The organism is Jeotgalicoccus sp. ATCC 8456, assembly GCF_016313225.1.
Taxonomy (GTDB): Bacteria; Bacillota; Bacilli; order Staphylococcales; family Salinicoccaceae; genus Jeotgalicoccus; species Jeotgalicoccus marinus.
In genome coordinates, this window is the sequence record NZ_CP066224.1 from 1,151,035 (window position 1) to 1,169,347 (window position 18,313).

Annotated in this window: 19 protein-coding genes; 6 read left to right on the top strand and 13 right to left on the bottom strand. The window is 37.7% G+C overall.

Annotation, left to right across the window (positions count from 1 at the left end; genetic code table 11):
* Positions 1-24 precede the first annotated feature (24 nt).
* The 5 genes from JEM45_RS05860 to JEM45_RS05880 form a co-directional block, all read right to left on the bottom strand.
* Positions 25-447 carry a hypothetical protein gene (locus JEM45_RS05860; protein WP_026866968.1) on the bottom strand — a complete coding sequence of 141 codons (423 nt, stop codon included), beginning with the start codon at positions 445-447 and terminating at the stop codon, positions 25-27.
* A gap of 17 nt (positions 448-464) precedes the next feature.
* A complete protein-coding gene (locus tag JEM45_RS05865; protein ID WP_198687088.1) occupies positions 465-1,412 on the bottom strand; it encodes a VOC family protein in 948 nt (315 codons plus the stop codon).
* A gap of 10 nt (positions 1,413-1,422) precedes the next feature.
* On the bottom strand, positions 1,423-2,358 hold the full coding sequence (locus JEM45_RS05870; protein ID WP_198687089.1) for a DMT family transporter: 936 nt from the start codon (positions 2,356-2,358) through the stop codon (positions 1,423-1,425).
* Positions 2,359-2,440: 82 nt separating this feature from the next.
* The gene (locus JEM45_RS05875; RefSeq protein WP_026866971.1) at positions 2,441-3,403 is read right to left on the bottom strand and encodes a tRNA dihydrouridine synthase; all 963 of its coding nucleotides are present in this window, start codon (positions 3,401-3,403) and stop codon (positions 2,441-2,443) included.
* A 296-nt stretch (positions 3,404-3,699) separates the two neighbouring features.
* Positions 3,700-5,193, bottom strand: coding sequence for an MDR family MFS transporter (locus tag JEM45_RS05880; RefSeq protein ID WP_198687090.1), 1,494 nt, complete (start codon positions 5,191-5,193; stop codon positions 3,700-3,702).
* Between the two features lie 111 nt (positions 5,194-5,304).
* On the opposite strand from JEM45_RS05880, the gene JEM45_RS05885 reads away from it, so the two are divergent.
* Together JEM45_RS05885 and JEM45_RS05890 are read left to right on the top strand one after the other, a co-directional pair.
* The gene (locus JEM45_RS05885) at positions 5,305-6,132 is read left to right on the top strand and encodes a MerR family transcriptional regulator (protein ID WP_198687091.1); all 828 of its coding nucleotides are present in this window, start codon (positions 5,305-5,307) and stop codon (positions 6,130-6,132) included.
* Positions 6,132-6,287, top strand: a complete 156-nt coding sequence (locus JEM45_RS05890) for a hypothetical protein (protein WP_166626206.1) — start codon at positions 6,132-6,134, stop codon at positions 6,285-6,287. The genes JEM45_RS05885 and JEM45_RS05890 overlap by 1 nt, the downstream gene beginning before the upstream one ends.
* A 69-nt stretch (positions 6,288-6,356) precedes the next feature.
* Here the strand turns inward: JEM45_RS05890 and JEM45_RS05895 are convergent, their stop codons facing one another.
* The 3 genes from JEM45_RS05895 to gcvPA all read right to left on the bottom strand — a co-directional run bounded on the left by JEM45_RS05895 (position 6,357) and on the right by gcvPA (position 10,177).
* On the bottom strand, positions 6,357-7,181 hold the full coding sequence (locus tag JEM45_RS05895; protein ID WP_198687092.1) for a SurA N-terminal domain-containing protein: 825 nt from the start codon (positions 7,179-7,181) through the stop codon (positions 6,357-6,359).
* A gap of 187 nt (positions 7,182-7,368) precedes the next feature.
* Positions 7,369-8,832: an aminomethyl-transferring glycine dehydrogenase subunit GcvPB gene (gene gcvPB, locus JEM45_RS05900; protein WP_166626204.1), complete on the bottom strand. Its 1,464-nt coding sequence runs from the start codon at positions 8,830-8,832 to the stop codon at positions 7,369-7,371.
* Positions 8,825-10,177, bottom strand: coding sequence for an aminomethyl-transferring glycine dehydrogenase subunit GcvPA (gene gcvPA / locus JEM45_RS05905; protein WP_198687093.1), 1,353 nt, complete (start codon positions 10,175-10,177; stop codon positions 8,825-8,827). Before gcvPA ends, gcvPB begins: the two co-directional genes overlap by 8 nt.
* 314 nt (positions 10,178-10,491) lie before the next feature.
* On the opposite strand from gcvPA, the gene JEM45_RS05910 reads away from it, so the two are divergent.
* Both JEM45_RS05910 and JEM45_RS05915 read left to right on the top strand, forming a co-directional pair.
* Positions 10,492-11,106: a LysE/ArgO family amino acid transporter gene (locus JEM45_RS05910; protein WP_198687094.1), complete on the top strand. Its 615-nt coding sequence runs from the start codon at positions 10,492-10,494 to the stop codon at positions 11,104-11,106.
* Between the two features lie 11 nt (positions 11,107-11,117).
* Positions 11,118-11,900 carry a hypothetical protein gene (locus JEM45_RS05915; protein ID WP_198687095.1) on the top strand — a complete coding sequence of 261 codons (783 nt, stop codon included), beginning with the start codon at positions 11,118-11,120 and terminating at the stop codon, positions 11,898-11,900.
* A 58-nt stretch (positions 11,901-11,958) separates the two neighbouring features.
* Here JEM45_RS05915 and JEM45_RS05920 read toward each other — a convergent pair whose 3' ends face one another.
* Positions 11,959-12,678 carry a tyrosine-protein phosphatase gene (locus JEM45_RS05920; RefSeq protein WP_198687096.1) on the bottom strand — a complete coding sequence of 240 codons (720 nt, stop codon included), beginning with the start codon at positions 12,676-12,678 and terminating at the stop codon, positions 11,959-11,961.
* 146 nt (positions 12,679-12,824) lie between these two features.
* On the opposite strand from JEM45_RS05920, the gene JEM45_RS05925 reads away from it, so the two are divergent.
* Positions 12,825-13,118 (top strand): hypothetical protein, encoded by a 294-nt coding sequence (locus tag JEM45_RS05925; protein ID WP_198687097.1) that lies wholly within the window; start codon positions 12,825-12,827, stop codon positions 13,116-13,118.
* Between the two features lie 163 nt (positions 13,119-13,281).
* On the opposite strand, the gene JEM45_RS05930 is transcribed toward JEM45_RS05925, so the two are convergent.
* From JEM45_RS05930 to JEM45_RS05940, 3 genes are all read right to left on the bottom strand, one after another.
* Entirely contained in the window at positions 13,282-13,902 is a 621-nt protein-coding gene (locus tag JEM45_RS05930) for an NAD(P)-dependent oxidoreductase (RefSeq protein ID WP_198687098.1), read from the bottom strand.
* 91 nt (positions 13,903-13,993) lie between these two features.
* Positions 13,994-15,796, bottom strand: coding sequence for a glutamine--fructose-6-phosphate transaminase (isomerizing) (gene glmS / locus JEM45_RS05935; RefSeq protein WP_198687099.1), 1,803 nt, complete (start codon positions 15,794-15,796; stop codon positions 13,994-13,996).
* A 272-nt stretch (positions 15,797-16,068) separates the two neighbouring features.
* Positions 16,069-16,266 (bottom strand): YwbE family protein, encoded by a 198-nt coding sequence (locus JEM45_RS05940; protein WP_166626193.1) that lies wholly within the window; start codon positions 16,264-16,266, stop codon positions 16,069-16,071.
* A gap of 111 nt (positions 16,267-16,377) precedes the next feature.
* On the opposite strand from JEM45_RS05940, the gene JEM45_RS05945 reads away from it, so the two are divergent.
* The gene (locus JEM45_RS05945) at positions 16,378-16,884 is read left to right on the top strand and encodes a metal-dependent hydrolase (protein WP_198687100.1); all 507 of its coding nucleotides are present in this window, start codon (positions 16,378-16,380) and stop codon (positions 16,882-16,884) included.
* 56 nt (positions 16,885-16,940) lie between these two features.
* Here JEM45_RS05945 and glmM read toward each other — a convergent pair whose 3' ends face one another.
* Positions 16,941-18,293 (bottom strand): phosphoglucosamine mutase, encoded by a 1,353-nt coding sequence (gene glmM / locus JEM45_RS05950; RefSeq protein ID WP_166626191.1) that lies wholly within the window; start codon positions 18,291-18,293, stop codon positions 16,941-16,943.
* Positions 18,294-18,313 lie beyond the last annotated feature (20 nt).

An 18,313-nucleotide genomic window follows, 5' to 3' on the forward strand; every position in this document is an offset into this window, starting at 1 on the left:
CACGATCACATGTACGGATTTCTTTTATCGTAATTCTATTGTTAATATAAGCGATTTACCACTGACCTCACTAGTCATTTTTACTTGTTCTTCATCTGAAGTGTCTATGACCGCTTCACCGGATAGATGGTTTTCATCTCTATAAAAAAACTTCACTTTGTCTATACTAAAGAAATCGTGCTCTAGCATAGCGACCATACTATTAAGATGATCAAATTCTGAGTAATTCTCATATTCTAGTAGCTCTTTATTTCTTTCCTTAGTAAATTCTTCTAATGAGGCTCTATTAATATGCATTTTTAATAATGATTCTGAAATTTCTAAGTCATCAAAATGTTTACGATCAATCGACAGTCTTTTTTCTCCCAGACCGACAATGTCATCAATATACGTAATTGTATGAATGGTTACATCTTCTAATTTTGAATTATCTAATAGTTGAGTCATTTGAAATTCCTCACATTTTATTCAATAAATGATAGTTTGATTAAATCTTCTTCTATTTGTATTCTTTTCTCTTCTAGGAATGGCGGTAAGTCTAAGTGATTTCCTAGTGATTTATTCGCTTCATCCTCTGTCATTCCGGGGCCATCTAAAGTTGCAATTTCAAACATTATGCCGTTTGATTCTCTGAAATACATACTCTTAAAAAAGTGTCTGTCAATGACACCAGTTGAGCGAAAGCCCCTCTTCGTTACCCTCTCATGCCAAAACTCGAGCTCATCATCATTTCGAACATTAATCGCTAGATGATGTACACTGCCACGCCCTTGTTTTTCTCTTGGTCCATCTTTGTAAACAGTTAAAATTTCGCCTTCATGACTACCATTTTTCGGTCTATAAAGACGTTGGTTGTCACCACCTGCTACCTTTTCATAATCGAACAGTTCAATCAGTGTTTTTTCAAGCTTATCCAATCGTTTTGCCGTCAACTCAACTGTCCCCATACTAATAATTTGGTGTTCTAGAGGGACTGCTGAGTCTTCCCAAGGAAGATAGTTCCCGTCGACTTGGTCTGCCACTTGAAGGACTAAATGTAAGCCATCTGGATCTGCAAACGGTAAGCCTCTTCTACCTGCGAACTGTTTGATACTACCGTATTCTACCCCATATTCGTCAAAGCGTTGTTGCCAATAACTTAAAGCCGCTTCGTCTTTAACCAATAAGCCAATTTTAGTTATCGCATTGGTGCCTTTATGTGTCTGTCCGATATTAGGCATTTCAAAAAAGGTAAGTTCCGTACCCGGTGTCCCCTTCTTATCGCCAAAAAATATATGATACATAGACGGATCATCTTGATTGACTGTTACTTTTAAACGTCTTAAACCGAGCACTTCATTGTAAAATCGATTATTCTCTTCTGCATCTTTTGTCATCATTGAGATATGGTGATGTCCGAATACTGAATTCATATAAATCCTCCTAGAATAAGTTAATTAAAACTACACCGACCAGCATAACGATTAGACCAATCACTTGGATTGGAGCTGTTGGTGTTTTAACTGAACGGAACAATCCAAATTGTTGCACGAGTATACTGCCTGTAATTTGTCCAAATAGAACGAGTACAACGGTTGGGCCGGTACCGATGATACCGACTAGTAAAATATTAATCGATACGTAGCAGGCACCAAATGCACCACCTAACCAAACCCAGAGAGGTGCTTTCTCGGTAAATGGTCGACTCACGGGCTTCAGGTTTTTATCGATAAAAATTACTAGCAGAAACAGAATAATTGTTCCTACTAAAAATGATAGGAATGCACCTGTTAGTGGTGAGTTTACTGCGACACCAAGCTGGCCGTTGACTGCCGCTTGAACAGCGAGCATAGCTCCGCCAAATAAGCCAACCGCACGCCATGGATTCTTATTAATATTACTATCGGTATCTTTCGTTAATTTACGATTTATTAAGGCATCTCTCAGGACGACCGCAAATACTACGCCGATAAGTATAAGAATGACGCCAACAAATCGGTTTAAACCGAATGGTAATACCGTAGACTCAAACCAACCAAAATGGTCAATCAACATGCTTGTAATAATCATTCCAATAATCGGCATTACTGCAGTTTCTATACTGCCGATCTTAGGGAAGATGATGATATTTCCTGTTAATGCAATCACACCACAAAGTCCGCCAAGCCATATCCACCAAGGATGATTCGTTATAATCTCAAAGGTCGGAAATAATGGTAGGCCCTGTGAGATTACCACCAGAGCCAAGAGTATGGTCCCGACTAAAAATGACAACATAGAAGCTATGTAAGGAGAGAAAACGAAATTTCTCAGTTGTGAATTGACAGCGGACTGAAAGGACATTCCACTACCTATTACAATGCCTAGTATTCCTATCATGTTCTCATCCCCTGTATTTTCCTTTATGGTATCACGATTTCAAAAAGAAATCCCTTTTGGAAACCAAAAGGGACAAATCGTCTTACTTATTATTTTGAAATTCATCTAGTAGAACACGTACCTCATCTGTAGTTTCTGTACTCATCAGTTGATTTCTAAGTTCCCCTGCACCACGTATACCTTTAACGTAGATTTTAAAGAAACGACGGAGCGGCTTAAATAGTCTCGGCTCATCTTTTGAATACTTATCAAAAAGATCTAAGTGTAATCTTAAAAGATCGAGCAGTTCTTCAGGGCTATGTTCCTTTGGTTCAACTTCAAAAGCGAATGGGTTCGTGAATATTCCGCGACCAATCATCACACCATCCACGCCATACTTACGAACGAGTTCAAGACCTGTCTTTCTATCCGGTATATCGCCGTTAATTGTAAGTAGCGTATTCGGCGCAACTTCATCACGAAGTGCTTTAATTTCACCAATTAATTCCCAATGTGCATCGACTTTACTCATTTCACGTCTCGTTCTTAAATGAATCGATAAGTTTGCGATATCTTGTTCTAGAACATGCCTTAACCAGTCTCTCCATTCATCAATATCTGTATAGCCTAATCGTGTTTTTACACTGACTGGAAGTCCACCAGCTTTAGCTTCTTGAATAATTTCTGCTGCGACTTCTGGTCTTAAAATCAATCCAGAACCACGACCTTTTGTTGCGACATTCGGTACTGGACACCCCATATTGATATCGACACCTTTAAAGCCCATTTCTGCCATGCCGATACTCATTTCTCTAAAATGTTCAGGCTTATCGCCCCAAATATGTGCAACAATCGGTTGCTCATCTTCCGTAAACGTCAATCTGCCTCTTACGCTGTGTATGCCTTCAGGATGGCAAAAACTTTCCGTATTCGTAAACTCTGTAAAATAAACATCAGGTGCACTCGCTTTTGCAACAACATGTCTAAAGACAACATCAGTGACGTCTTCCATTGGTGCAAGCACAAAAAATGGACGCGGTAGCGTCTGCCAAAAATTTTCTTTCATATATGTCTAACCTTCTTATCTTTAAAATATCTCGTATAATCCATGATGAATATTACCACATAATACCTAATTAGACAAAGCAATGAAAACACCTGCAAATCGATGTCTGCAGGTGTGAGTTCCGAGTCTACACTCCACCCAGTGATAAGAACACTGTAAATAGTAGAAGTGCTACGAGCACTATGGTTAAGAATAATAAATACCACTTATTCATACTTAGTCTCCTTTAACTAGCCGTATATCAATTATACATGATAAGAAATCACTCCAGAGTAAATATGGAGTGATTTCGCTAATTAGTTATTATTTTCTTCTGTCTTCTTTGGTGCAGGTACAACATCTTCAAGTGGTCTTGCTCTATAAACAAATAAAGCTAAGATAAATGCAACAATCGTAATAATAAAGATGACGAAGTATACAAATTCTGTTCCTGCAACCATCGCATCAGTAATGGCTTGTGGTGAGGTTGGATTTTCCACACCATTTAAGTAACTCGCTTGTTTAGAGTTCAGTAAGCTAAGAAATACTGACACACCAATTGCGCCAGATAGTGGCTGTAAAGTAGACATTAGTGCAGTACCGTGTGAGTACATATGTTTAGGCAACTGATTTAAACCGTTCGTTTCTGCTGGCATCATCATTGCTGAAACACTTAACATAATCAACATAAAGCCGACAATGATGACCCACTCTGGTGTATCTGCAGTCAGGTTACTGTACATAAACATAACTGCTGCCAAGACTATTGTTGCTGGAACCATCATGACTTTTGGTCCCACCTTATCAAATAAGGCACCCATAAATGGACTCATTAAACCATTAAGAATACTACCAGGTAATAGTAAAAGTCCTGCTGCTGCTGCTGTTAAGCCCATTGGCCCCTGCATAAATACAGGTAAAATTAGCTCTGAAGCAAACATAACCATAATAATAATAATGAACATGATTACAGCATGGGCAAACATTGGAAACTTGAATACTCTTAAATCCATAAGCGGTTCATCAAGTTTAAATTGACGCATGGCAAAGAGCACAAGACTGATCACACCAATAATTATAGGAATGAATACAGATGCTGTCATAAATCCATTTGCACTTTCACCGGCATGACTGAATCCGTATATTGTACCTCCAAGACCAATGGTTGAGAATACAATTGATAACCAGTTAATCTTAGGTTTAGTAATTTCAGTAACATTTACTAGGAACTTCATTGCAAATAAAATCGAGAAGATTGTAAATGGCACAACTAGGAGGAAGAGGAATCTCCAACCTAAATACTCGACGATTACACCTGAAAGTGTTGGTCCAATTGCAGGTGCAAACATAATGACAAGCCCTACAATCCCCATGATCTTACCTCTTTTGTGAGGTGGATATAATAGCAAGAATACGTTAAACATAATCGGCATAATCAAACCTGTACCAACAGCTTGAATCATTCTACCAAATAGTAGAACACCAAATGTTGGTGCTGAACCTGCTACTATGGTCCCGATTAAGAAAGTCACCATGGTACCGATAAATAATTGTCGTGTGGTAAACCAACCAATTAAGAGTGGAGATATTGGCATAACTATAGCCATCACCAACATAAATCCTGTCGCAATCCACTGAACTGTGGGTAGCGTAATATCAAATTCTTGCATTAAAGTCGTTAATGCAATATTTAGTAATGTTTCATTGAGTATCGCAAAAAATGCCCCGATGATTAAAGCAATCATAATAGGCTTAGTTTTAACATTCGGATTTTCTGAAAGAAACTCATACTTTACGTTTTCGGTCGTCATAATACACCTCGTATCTGTTTTTTTCTATAAACGTTTTGTCGACTAACAGCATAATTAGTGACCTAATTAAATATAAAGTATATAGTAACTATATAGTCAAGAGGTGAGTTAATGAATTCAGAAATATATTTTTCAACTGGTGATTTCGCAAATCTTTGCAATGTTTCTAAGCAAACCTTATTTTATTATGACAAAATCAATCTGCTAGAACCGATTTATAAAGATCAAAATGGTTTCCGCTATTATTCAATTACACAGTGTGACACCATGTTCTTAATTGAATCGTTAAAAGAAATGGAAACACCATTAAAGGAAATCAAGATCTTTATAAATAATACAAACCCTGAGTCCATGATTGATTTATTTAAGAAAAAGTCTGAACAGATATCTAAGAAAATTGATAACTTAAAGTCCATCCAAAATTCAATAGAAAAGAAAATTACCCTAACCAAAGAAGCACAACAACAAGATTTCTCAGAGATTGTCGTACAAAACTCAGATATTGAATACCTATATGTGAGTCATCAACTAGTATACGATGATGAAGACTACAACAAAAAGGTAATTGCAGACTTTTACCATACAAGTATGGATACTTTGAATGAGAAATACGCAATTGGTGTTATCTTAAGAAAAGATGATTTTAATCTATCGACTGAAAATAATTTCAAGCATTTGTTCGTTAGAACAGAGTATACAAAAGAACTGCCCTTGGTAAAAAAAGATAAGTGTCAAGATGTGGTCGCTTACCATATAGGTGAATACGAGAAAATATATCAAACTTTCGATAAGGTAAAGACATTTATAAACAATCATCAACTAGAGATTATAGATAAGATATACTGCGAGCCTGTATATGACCGTATTGCAGTCAGAGATGCATCACAATACGTGACAAAAATAACTGTCCCGGTTAAAGAGGCAGAAAGGAGTAAGTAATGAGTAAATCGACAAGCGTTGTAAAAACTGGTGTTGGATTCGGTACTGTATTAGCCGTCACAATTTCTTGGAGTTTACACCAATCTATACTATGGGCGATTATCCATGGCATCTTCTCATGGTTCTATGTTATTTACTATATAATTGTGAGATAAGATTCTTATGCAAGTAAAAAGCTATGCAGATTCCCTGACGGTTCTGCATAGCTTATTTTTTATATGTTATTAAACATGCATTTCAATTTCTGCATCTTCTTTAAGCGTCTCTACTAATTTTTGAGCAGCTTCACCTTCTTTTTGACTGACCAATTGTTCTTCTAGTTGCGGTTTCAGCTCATCAAATGAAGGAGGCTCTTCTTCAGTTTCCATTTGCTCTAACTGTTCGACTTGCTGATCATATAATTCTTTTAGCTCATCTTCTGAAGGTTCAATTTCTCCAGCTTCTTCTGCAATGAGTTTATCTACTCTGACTTGAAGTTGAATTTGTTCATCGACTTCTTCTTGATTCATACCTTGCTCTTCAAACATTGTGTAAAGTTCTTCTTGTGATTCAACACCAGCTTGTTCTGTGAGCTGATCTAGAAGTTCTGTCGTTTCTTCTTCAGATGCTTCAAGTTCTCTATTATCGGCTTCCTGCACGAGTAGCTCTTGTGAAACTAAGCCATCAGCCACTTGTGTTTTAAGATCATCCTGATTGACCTCTTCACCAGACATTTGAGACATCATTGCCATCTGCTGGAACTGAGCGTTATACGCTTCTTCAAATTCCGGTTTTTCTATTTGTGTACCATTTACTTCTGCTACGACATCAGGTACATCTTCTAAATCTGGTTCAGGCATTTCTGCTTGTTCGCCTTCACCTTTTGCTGATTCGCCTTCTGATGACTGTTCTCCTTCAGTAGCTGCTCCACCAGATTCTTCTGACGAAGCTGTTTCTTCAGTAGCATTTTCTTCTTCTGCACTTGTATCTTCTGCACCTTCATCATTACTGCATGCAGAGACTACTAATAATGATCCTATTATTGTTAATCCTGATATCCATTTTTTCATATTTAAGATAACTCCTTTTAATAAAGTGTTAGAGGTCATTCTAACGTACACTATTAAAAAAATCATGTAAAAAGGAGTATATATAAAAATAATTTCATCGATTTTGACTGTTTCGTGACCATAAATTTCTATGTAGAAATAAAAAAACAGCAAACACGACAAGGTGTTTGCTGCTTATATTATTCACTTACGCTTCTTTTTGCCAACGAAGTACAGGCTTACGTGAAGCTCTAGTTTCATCTAAGCGTTTAACTGAAGTTTTGTGTGGTGCTTCGTGAATGATATCTGGGTTGTTTTCAGTCTCATCCGCGATTTGTAACATTGTGTCGATGAAGTGATCTAATGTTTCTTTAGATTCAGTTTCAGTCGGCTCAATCATCAATGCTTCAGCAACGATTAATGGGAAGTAAACAGTTGGTGGGTGAATATCGAAGTCCATTAGACGTTTAGCTATATCTAATGTTCTCACACCGTGAGCTTTTTGTTTATTTCCAGATAATACGAATTCGTGTTTACAGTGTTGTGTAAATGGAAGTTCGTATTTATCTTGTAGGCTACGCATGATGTAGTTCGCATTAAGAACTGCGTACTCACTTGCTTTCTTAAGTCCTTCAGCACCAAGTGTACGGATATAAGTGTAAGCACGTACGTTGATTCCAAAGTTACCGTAGAAGTTCTTAACCATACCGATTGAATCTGGACGGTCGTAGTCTAATTCGTAGACACCATCGTTTTCAACAACTTGTGGTTTAGGTAAGAATTTAGCAAGTTCTTCTGTTACACCGATTGGACCTGAACCTGGTCCACCACCACCATGTGGGCCAGTGAATGTTTTGTGTAAGTTTAAGTGAACTGCGTCAAAGCCCATGTCGCCTGGACGAGTATAACCCATAATCGCGTTTAAGTTCGCTCCATCATAGTACATTTTACCGCCGGCAGCGTGAACAATCTCAGCCATCTCAACGATTTCAGTTTCAAATAAACCTAATGTGTTCGGGTTAGTTAACATAAGTGCTGCTGTATTTTCGTTAACAACTTTCTTAAGGTCTTCAACGTCTACAAGACCTTTACTGTTAGACTTAACCTCTACAACTTTAAAGCCAGCAACCGCTGCTGATGCAGGGTTTGTACCGTGCGCTGAGTCAGGAACGATGATTTCGTTTCTGTGCCCTTCGCCGTTTGCTTCGTGGAAGGCTTTAAATACCATTAGTGAAGTCCACTCACCTTGTGAACCTGCCGCTGGTTGTAGTGTAATTTCGTTCATACCTGTAATTTCTTCAAGGTGTACTTGTAGATCGTACATTAACTCTAAAGCACCTTGGATTGTTTTTGTATCTTGGTATGGGTGGATGTGGCTGAAACCTGGGTGTCTAACTACATCTTCGTTGATTACTGGATTGTACTTCATCGTACAAGATCCTAAAGGATAAAAACCAGTGTGGATACCGAAGTTACGGTTAGACAATCCTGTGTAGTGACGCATTAATTCTAATTCGTCTACTTCAGGCAGATTAGCTGGCTCTTTACGGATGTAAGTTTCGCCAATTTCAGCTTTTAAATCAGTTTCAGGAACGTCAAGGCTAGGTAAGTGATAACCCACTCGACCTTCTTTACTGCGTTCAAAAATTAATGGAAAGTTTTCATTAGCCATTGTTGATTGCCCCCAATTCTTTAGCGAATGCATCGATTTCATCTTTAGAACGGATTTCAGTCGTTGCGATTAACATATGGTTCTCGAATTCTGGGTAGATGCGACCAAGATCAAAACCACCAACGATTCCTTTTTCGAATAATTGCTCGTTAACTTCCTTAACAGGTTTGTTTAACTCAACAACAAATTCGTTGAAGAATGAACCGTCAAATGCTGCTTTAATACCAGCATCTGCAAGCTGTTGTTTAGTGTAACGAGATTTTTGTAGGTTAAGCTCAGACATTTCTTTCACACCGTTTTTACCTAAGGCACTCATTGCTGCTGAACTTGCTACAGCGTTTAGCGCTTGGTTTGAAGTGATGTTTGATGTCGCTTTTTCACGTCTGATGTGCTGCTCACGCGTTTGTAAAGCAAGCACGAAACCACGTTGTCCGTCTTCGTCAACTGTTTCACCAACGAAACGTCCTGGAACTTTACGCATTAACTTTTCAGTTGTTGCGAAGTAACCACAGTGTGGTCCACCAAGTTGTGCTGGGATACCAAATACTTGAGTATCACCGACAACGATGTCTGCACCAAACTCTGAAGGTGGTGTTAAGTAGCCAAGTGCTAATGGGTTACTTGATACAATCATCATTGCTTTAGGTGAAGTTTTAACGATTTCATTTATTTTATCGAGAGGTTCAATTTGTCCTAAGAAGTTAGGATATTGAACGATAACACCTGCAGTGTCTTCATTAACTTCTTTTTCAAGTTGATCAAGGTCTGTACGGCCATCAACTAGGTCGATTTCAACGATTTCGATGTTTTTACCTTTAGATGCAGTCTTAACTAACTCCCGGTATTCAGGGTGTAAAGCTTTAGAAACAAGTAGACGGCTCTTCTTAGTTTGAACATTAGCCAAGTACATTGCTTCAACAACTGCTGTACCACCATCGTATAATGAAGAGTTGACAACAGGCATGCCTGTAATTTCAGATACCATTGTTTGGAACTCGAACATTGCCTGAAGTTCACCTTGTGTCATTTCCGGCTGGTATGGTGTGTATGAAGTGTAGAACTCTTGTCTAGAAATAACGTGGTCTACGACTGATGGAATAAAGTGATCATAAACACCAGCACCAAGGAATGAAGTGTACTCTTGAAGGTTAGCATTTTTAGATGCCATGGTGTTCAATTCTTTCTTCAACTTATACTCATTCTTAGGGTCTTTCAGGTCTAGATCTCTCTTCAGTCTAACTTTTTCTGGAATATCAGAAAAAAGTTCGTCTGTGGATTTTACACCGATTTTTTCTAACATCTCTGCTTTATCAGCTTCTGTAGCTGGTAAAAAACGAAAATCCATTACATTTTCCTCCCTATTCTTCCTGGATAATAATATAATTATTGTATCTAGTCTGGAGCTCGCTCCAGAAATAGAATTTACTCATGGAGACGCTATTATTTAGAGCGCTTTCAGAAAATGATTAGTTTCTGAATATTTATCCATACATTCATTATTATAACGATAAGTCACAAATATTAAAAGTACTTGTTATTATACTTTTGTACATTTTGCACAAATAATTATGATACATTGTGAACCCTTTGTAGTCAGAACATATATAGTCCATTATAATAATATGAATTACCTTCTTTATAGAAAGAGAGCATCACTTAATGCAACCTATACTACATGGATTTTTACTCGCACTAGGATTAATTTTACCACTCGGTGCTCAAAACGTTTTCGTCTTTAATCAAGGCGCAAATCATAAGAAGCTCACTGGCGCCTTACCTGTCATTATTACAGCTGGTCTAGCGGATACCTTTCTTATATTAATGGCAGTTCTCGGCGTTTCATTAATCTTGATATCCTTACCTGCCTTACAATTAGTTATCTATATAATCGGTTTTGTCTTTCTCATATATATGGCCTGGTCACTTTGGCATGAAAAGCCAACTCATCTAGAAGAACAGCAATCGATGAGTGGTAAGAAACAAGTCGGTTTTGCACTATCTGTGTCCTTATTTAACCCGCATGCCCTCATAGATACTATAGGCGTTATCGGTACAAGTGCTACGGTCTATGACGGTGGGGATAAAGTTCTCTTCACCGCTTCAACCATTATTGTGTCATGGCTGTGGTTTATCTTGTTGGCTATAATCGGTCGGGTTGTTGGGAATATTGACAAAACAGGGAAGTACATATTAATACTAAATAAATTCTCAAGTATTATTGTCTTGATCGTCAGTCTGATTATTGCTAAAAACATTATTGAGTTGATCTTTTAGGTTATGGTAGGTTGCGCGAAGTCGTTTATATTTCGAAGCGGACCCACACCATTACATCAGCTTCGTTTTATTTTCGAAGCGGAGACCCGCCATTTCATCAGCTTCGTTTTTACTTCGAAGCGGTGCCTCACCATTACATCCGCTTCGTTTTTATTTCGAAGCGGTGCCTCACCATTACATCCGCTTCGTTTTTATTTCGAAGCGGTGCCTCACCATTACATCCGCTTCGTTTTTATTTTGAAGCGGACCCTCACCATTACATCAGCTTCGTTTTTATTTCGAAGCTGACCCTCACCATTACATCAGCTTCGTTTTACTTTCGAAGCGGAGCTTCACCCATTCATCCGCTTCGTTTTTATTTCGAAGCGGAGCCCCGCCATTACATCAGCTTCGTTTTTATTTCGAAGCGGAGACCCGCCATTTCATCCGCTTCGTTTTTACTTTCGAAGCGGAGCTTCACCCATTCATCCGCTTCGTTTTTATTTCGAAGCGGAGCCCCGCCATTACATCAGCTTCGTTTTTATTTCGAAGCGGAGACCCGCCATTTCATCCGCTTCGTTTTTACTTCTAAGCGGACCCTCACCATTACATCAGCTTCGTTTTATTTTCGAAGCGGAGCCCCGCCATTACATCAGCTTCGTTTTACTTTCGAAGCGGAGCTTCACCCATTCATCCGCTTCGTTTTTATTTTGAAGCGGACCCTCACCATTACATCAGCTTCGTTTTACTTTCGAAGCGGAGCTTCACCCATTCATCCGCTTCGTTTTTATTTCGAAGCGGACCTACACCATTAAATCAGCTCCTTTTAATAAAAAGACAGATTACCATATCAAGTAACCTGCCTCTTTTAATCTACGCAGTAAATTTATCTTTAATTTTATCGATACTCTCTTGAGCAATATCCTTACTAAGTAAATAATCCTCAATCGATTGATAATTATCCATAATATGATTGTAAGCCTTTAAAATATAGTCTCTATTAGAATACAAATAAGATTCGGGGATTCTCGCTGGTAATCCTTTAATATTCTGGAAAGACTCTAAGTTTGTATACGTCACTTCATAATTCGACACAATGTCTTTTTTACTCACACCCACAAGCCCAAGCAATAACATTGCAATAATACCTGTACGGTCTTTACCTGCCATACAATGGAAGATCAACCCACCCTCAGAATTCGCAATCACATCAAAAACTTCCTTAATGGTTTTTGATTCTTCTAAGACTGACACATAGAATTCACCCATCGTTTCTGCCACATCTTCATTTAATTCAGAAACGGGTTGGACTGCCAAGGGGATATTATGATAATCACAAGAATCTTCATTACTTAAGGGGTTACGATGAATGGAAGTTTCATCATCGCCTCTTAAATCGATCACAGTCTTCACACCATAATCTTTCAGAAATTCGATTTCTTCAGCATTGATGCTTGCCATATTATCCGAACGTAGAAATGTGTGCCACTTTGTTTGGCTACCATTCCCTGTTTCATATCCACCTAGCTCACGGCAGTTTTCCAAGTTTTTTAAAGGTAAACGTACCCAGTTCAATTGTGCTTTGTTATTCATTAGTAACCTCCACAATAATTTTAATCATAGAAATCATTTTACCAAGGGAATGTTAAAGACTATCAATATTTTGGTAAATGTGTGTTTACTTTATTACTTTTCATTTTTAAAATAATACCTGAAATGATTTATTGGAGGTTTCGTGAATGAGTGATAGAATTTTTCGTCTACTCATATTATTTATTGATGTGTTCTTTTTTCTTTTTTACATAACAATCATGTCAGAATTTGTAGGGGTTGACTACATGGCTTTCCCATACGTCATCTTAACGATATATTTCATTGTCGCAACCTTAACACACCCATTTAATGGTCTAGAAACTGAAGACAAATTTTCACAAACTAAGATACCTAATTCTAAATTCACACTAATTTCCGCCTATATTTTAGCACCTATTATATACATCTATAGCCTTATAAAAAATAAAGATTCAGAGTGACATCACTCTGAATCTTTTAACCTCACTTGGTAAAAACACACAGCAATCAAGTCCTTTTTATAATTAAAATATCTCTATTCAATCATGCATTATTTTTTATTGCAAACTTTTTTAGCGTCGACTGACAAGTCACATCCATAGGTATGAGGTTTGGAAAATTGTTTTAGTAAGCAATGCCTACACGTTTTTTTATAAACTCTCTACTATTAATTTGGTTAAATGCAAATTCTGCTGTATCCGAAACTGAAATTTTTACTCCACCGTTCGGTAAAAAGCCACTTTCTATTCTATATTTACCTACGCTTTCTTCATCAGGTAAATATGTAGGACAAACAATCGTCCAGTCCAAGTTAGAATTTCTAAGCACGTCAAAGACTTTATTGTGTTCCTCAGCAGCACGTGTTGACTTCTGCCTTGACTCGCTTGATTGATAACGTAGTATCTCAGGATTTACTCTACTTTGTAAAATCCCCGCCGTGCCTATGGTAATAATGCGTTTTACATCGTTTCTTTCCATAGATTCTATAATATACGGAATACTTTTTGATAGTGTAGTTCCACCATCGGTATTGAGTGCACTAATAACCACATCAATGTCTTCCATTACGTTTATGACATCCTCTTTATTTAATACATCGCCTGCAATAATTGTTAAATTTCTATGATTTATTTGTAGCTTTTCTGGACTACGGACTAGTGTAGTCACATGATGCTGATCACGAAGTGCATGTTTAACTATTTTACACCCAACTCGTCCCGTGCCACCTAAAACTAATATATTCATTAAATTCACTCCTCTGCTTTCATTATATTTAGATATACATGTATGAACAAAAGGTTCAGAGTGATTTACTCTGAACCTTTTGTTCTTGTATCTATTCTACAGTAACTGATTTAGCGAGGTTACGTGGTTTATCGACATCATTACCTCTGTGAAGTGCTGCATAGTACGAAATTAACTGATAAACTACTACAGATACTAATGGTGTCAGCATTTCATGAACGTGAGGGATAACATAAGTATCGCCTTCTTGTTCTAGTCCTTCCATGGCAATCATACAAACATTGGCACCACGTGCTGCAACTTCTTGTGCATTACCACGGATGTTTAGGTTTACATTCTCTTGTGTTGCGAGTGAAAATACTGGTGTACCGTCTTCAATCAAGGCGATTGTACCATGTTTCAATTCTCCACCAGCAAAGCCTTCTGCTTGAATATAGGAGATTTCTTTAAGTTTTAAGGCGCCTTCTAAGCCGACATAATAATCCATTGTTCTTCCGATAAAGAACGCATTTCTAGTCGTTTCTAAGAAGTCTTTAACAATGCCTTCAATCGTTGATCCATCATCAATCACTGAAGTAATCGCTGTCGTCACTTTACCAAGCTCTGACATCAAGTTTAAGTCGCTCTTTCTACCAAGTTCTCTTGCTGTTACGGCTGCAACAATTGAGAGTACTGCTATTTGTGCAACATAAGCTTTAGTAGATGCTACAGCAATCTCTGGGCCTGCATGTAAGATTAAAGTCTGGTCCGCTTCACGTGAAAGTGTAGACCCAGGTACATTCGTAATAGTAAGAGCCTGATAGCCTTTTTCTTTAATATCCACTAATACTGCACGACTGTCTGCAGTTTCACCTGACTGTGATATAAAGATGAATAGTGGATTTTCTGAAAGTAATGGTGTGTTATACACAAACTCAGAAGCAACATGTACTTCAGTTGGTACACCTGCCCATTTCTCGATATATTCTTTACCAATTAAACCAGCATGGTAACTCGTTCCAGCTGCGATAATATATAAGCGGTCTGCATCATTTAGCTGTTTGATGATGGCATCATCAATTTTCAGGTTCCCATTTTCATCTTGGTATTCATTGATAATTTTACGCATTACTTGAGGCTGTTCATTAATTTCTTTAATCATGTAATGTGGGTAAGTGCCAAGTTCAGCATCACTTGCATCAATCTCAGTAATATAAGATTCACGTTCGATTACTGTACCTTCAAGATCATGAATAATCATTTGATCTTTCATGATTTGAATCACTTCACCATCCATCAATTCAACAAACTCATTTGTTAATCTAAGCATCGCCATTGCATCAGAAGTGATAACGTTAAACCCGTCACCTTTTCCTAATAGTAGTGGTGATTTATTTTTTGCTGCATAGATTGTATTATCATCCTCATTATCTAATAGACCTAATGCATATGAACCATGTAACAATGATAAAGTTTTCTTGAACGCTTCTAAAGTAGATGAACCTTCTTTGGCGAATTTAGCAATCAACTGTACGATGATTTCTGTATCAGTCTCAGACACTAATTCTACATCTGATAAGTAGTCTTCTCTTAATTGTACATAATTCTCAATAACACCGTTATGAACAAGTGTAAAACGTCCATCGTTACTCTGATGAGGATGAGAATTGACGACACTTGGCTCCCCATGAGTTGCCCAGCGTGTATGACCAATACCCACTTGACCAGAAAAATCTGCGTCAACTTGTTTTCTAAGGTCAGCAATACGACCTTTTTCTTTAAATACTTTAGTCTCAGAGTTACCCTTAACTGCGATACCCGCTGAGTCATAGCCCCGGTATTCTAGCTTCTCTAGACCGTGCAATAGAATTTCCTTAACGTCATTTGTTCCTATATATCCTACAATTCCACACATAATAATACTCCTAGTCTTAATTAATGTTTTGTGGAATATCTGCTCTGTCAGATCGATCACTCGATAGTTTTAACAGATAAACTTACGAATACTTTAGTATCCGGGACAGCATCCGCCGAATGTTCGATAACTGTCCTCCTCGTCAGCAGTTAATACTGCTCTGGCGCTATTCCGATTTAAATAAAGTTTCCCTCCTTTTTACTGTCAGAATAAAAGTGTAAATTATATGGCGAAATATTACAAGATTTTTTTACCTATTTATACCATAAATATTATTGTTCAATAATTTCTTTAACTCTGCCTACAACACCGCCTTCTAATCTCACTTTTATACCATGCGGATGGTTTGCTGAATTTGTTAAATGTTTTTCAACAATACCCTCTGTCAATTCTCCGGTACGCTGATGATGCTTTTGCACGACTTTGACATGACTCCCCACTTTAATATTCGATCGATTTCTATGATCCATCATTACAACTCCTTTAAGTTAAATTTATTTAACATTGTTATGTTTTTGTTTATATAAAGTTATTTTTATATCTAGTTTAATGATATACTACCTTTATAGGAGGCACATATCATGAAGGGAAAAACTCATGTGATCGGCGGTGTCACTCTTGGTTTAACCGTGGTACATCTCACAGATTTAGATCCATTCGTTGTTCTAGCAAGTAGCTTAGTTGGATCACTCATTCCAGATATTTGTCATAGTGGAAGCAAAATTGGAAAGCGGATGCCAATCTTATCAAGAATAATCAACTTTGTTTTTGGACACCGCTCATTTACTCATAGTATAGTATTTTGTTTTGTCATTGCATTTCTAGCAGACTTTTTATTTAGCAACACAGCTATAAAGACGGGGCTTCTTTCGGGTATCATCAGTCATTACATATTAGACATGGCTACAAAAAGTGGGATCCAATTGTTCTTCCCCCTAAACTTCAAAGTTCGATTTCCATTAACCACCCGCACAGGGAGTTTTGTAGAGAACATTATCTTCTCTATACTGTCTTTAATCTCTCTCTATTTAGGATTTCAAGTGCTAAGTACAAACTTTTCATCTTTCATTAATAATCTTACACCTTAAATTTTACATAAAAGTGGTCCGGACATTAGCATTCCGGACCACTTATCATTTTATGTTTATTTATCTAAACCCATTTCAGCTTCTACAACTTTTGCAATTGTTTCACTATACTCTGTAGCTAATTCTTCAGTTTCTGCTTCCACCATTACACGTACTAATGGCTCTGTTCCTGATGCACGAACAAGAATACGGCCGTTACCGTTCATCTTATCTTCAACATCTGACATGACAGCTTTAACCGCTTCATTATCTGTTACGTGGTGCTTGTCTGTTACACGAACGTTAACAAGCTCTTGAGGGAATGTTTCAACCTGAGCTGCAAGTTCACTTAACTTCTTACCAGAGTCTTTAATAATTTGAGCAAGATGAATACCTGTTAATAGTCCGTCACCCGTTGTGTTATAGTTCATCATCACGATATGTCCTGACTGCTCTCCACCAAGAGAATAGCCACCTTCACGCATCTCAGCAACAACATATCTGTCTCCGACTTTTGTCTTATCAGATTTCATGCCATGTGCTTCTAACGCCTTATAGAAACCAAGGTTACTCATTACCGTTGATACGACTGTATCGTCTTTGAGTTCACCTTTTTCTTTGAGTGATTGAGCTAAGATGAACATAATCTTATCCCCATCAACGATATCTCCATTTTCGTCTACAGCAATAATTCTATCGCCATCACCATCAAAGGCTAGACCGAAATCACATTCTTCATTTTTCACTAATTCTTGTAATCTCTCTGGATGAGTCGAACCAACATTTGCATTGATATTTGTACCATCTGGGTTTGAACCGACTGTTGCTGTCTCTGCTTCTAAGTCACCAAATAAGTATGGGCCTAGGTGATAAGTCGAACCATGCGCACCATCAATACCGATTTTTAGGCCATCAAAGTCTGTGTTAATTGTTGATTTAAGGTATGAAAGGTATTTTTGACCGCCTTCAAAATAGTCAGAGATTGTACCCACATTAACACCAGTTGGTCTTGGAAGATTATCACCTTCACTGTCGATTAATGCCTCAATCTCATTTTCTTGCTCATCTGTTAACTTAAATCCATCTGGACCGAAAAATTTAATACCGTTATCCTCAACCGGATTATGTGATGCAGAGATCATTACACCAGCGTTCGCTTCCATATCTTTAGTTAAGTAAGCCACACCAGGAGTTGTAATGACACCGAGTCGCATCACTTCAACACCGATTGATAATAGGCCTGCAATCAAGGCAGATTCTAGCATCTCACCAGAAATACGTGTATCTCTTCCTACGAGTACACGAGGGTGTTCTTGGCCTTCTCCAAGTAAAGTGTAACCGCCGTAACGGCCTAATTTAAAAGCAAATTCTGGCGTTAATCCTTCATTAGCAATTCCTCTTACACCATCAGTTCCAAAATACTTTCCCATAATAGTCTCCTTTTTGTAAG

What these genes read in the sequence shown, in the direction of transcription:
- JEM45_RS05860 (WP_026866968.1), bottom strand. Translation starts at nt 447, where the DNA reads ATGACTCAACTATTAGATAATTCAAAATTAGAAGATGTAACCATTCAT.
- JEM45_RS05865 (WP_198687088.1), bottom strand. Translation starts at nt 1,412, where the DNA reads ATGAATTCAGTATTCGGACATCACCATATCTCAATGATGACAAAAGAT.
- JEM45_RS05870 (WP_198687089.1), bottom strand. Translation starts at nt 2,358, where the DNA reads ATGATAGGAATACTAGGCATTGTAATAGGTAGTGGAATGTCCTTTCAG.
- JEM45_RS05875 (WP_026866971.1), bottom strand. Translation starts at nt 3,403, where the DNA reads ATGAAAGAAAATTTTTGGCAGACGCTACCGCGTCCATTTTTTGTGCTT.
- JEM45_RS05880 (WP_198687090.1), bottom strand. Translation starts at nt 5,193, where the DNA reads ATGACGACCGAAAACGTAAAGTATGAGTTTCTTTCAGAAAATCCGAAT.
- JEM45_RS05885 (WP_198687091.1), top strand. Translation starts at nt 5,305, where the DNA reads ATGAATTCAGAAATATATTTTTCAACTGGTGATTTCGCAAATCTTTGC.
- JEM45_RS05890 (WP_166626206.1), top strand. Translation starts at nt 6,132, where the DNA reads ATGAGTAAATCGACAAGCGTTGTAAAAACTGGTGTTGGATTCGGTACT.
- JEM45_RS05895 (WP_198687092.1), bottom strand. Translation starts at nt 7,181, where the DNA reads ATGAAAAAATGGATATCAGGATTAACAATAATAGGATCATTATTAGTA.
- gcvPB (WP_166626204.1), bottom strand. Translation starts at nt 8,832, where the DNA reads ATGGCTAATGAAAACTTTCCATTAATTTTTGAACGCAGTAAAGAAGGT.
- gcvPA (WP_198687093.1), bottom strand. Translation starts at nt 10,177, where the DNA reads ATGGATTTTCGTTTTTTACCAGCTACAGAAGCTGATAAAGCAGAGATG.
- JEM45_RS05910 (WP_198687094.1), top strand. Translation starts at nt 10,492, where the DNA reads ATGCAACCTATACTACATGGATTTTTACTCGCACTAGGATTAATTTTA.
- JEM45_RS05920 (WP_198687096.1), bottom strand. Translation starts at nt 12,678, where the DNA reads ATGAATAACAAAGCACAATTGAACTGGGTACGTTTACCTTTAAAAAAC.
- JEM45_RS05925 (WP_198687097.1), top strand. Translation starts at nt 12,825, where the DNA reads ATGAGTGATAGAATTTTTCGTCTACTCATATTATTTATTGATGTGTTC.
- JEM45_RS05930 (WP_198687098.1), bottom strand. Translation starts at nt 13,902, where the DNA reads ATGAATATATTAGTTTTAGGTGGCACGGGACGAGTTGGGTGTAAAATA.
- glmS (WP_198687099.1), bottom strand. Translation starts at nt 15,796, where the DNA reads ATGTGTGGAATTGTAGGATATATAGGAACAAATGACGTTAAGGAAATT.
- JEM45_RS05940 (WP_166626193.1), bottom strand. Translation starts at nt 16,266, where the DNA reads ATGGATCATAGAAATCGATCGAATATTAAAGTGGGGAGTCATGTCAAA.
- JEM45_RS05945 (WP_198687100.1), top strand. Translation starts at nt 16,378, where the DNA reads ATGAAGGGAAAAACTCATGTGATCGGCGGTGTCACTCTTGGTTTAACC.
- glmM (WP_166626191.1), bottom strand. Translation starts at nt 18,293, where the DNA reads ATGGGAAAGTATTTTGGAACTGATGGTGTAAGAGGAATTGCTAATGAA.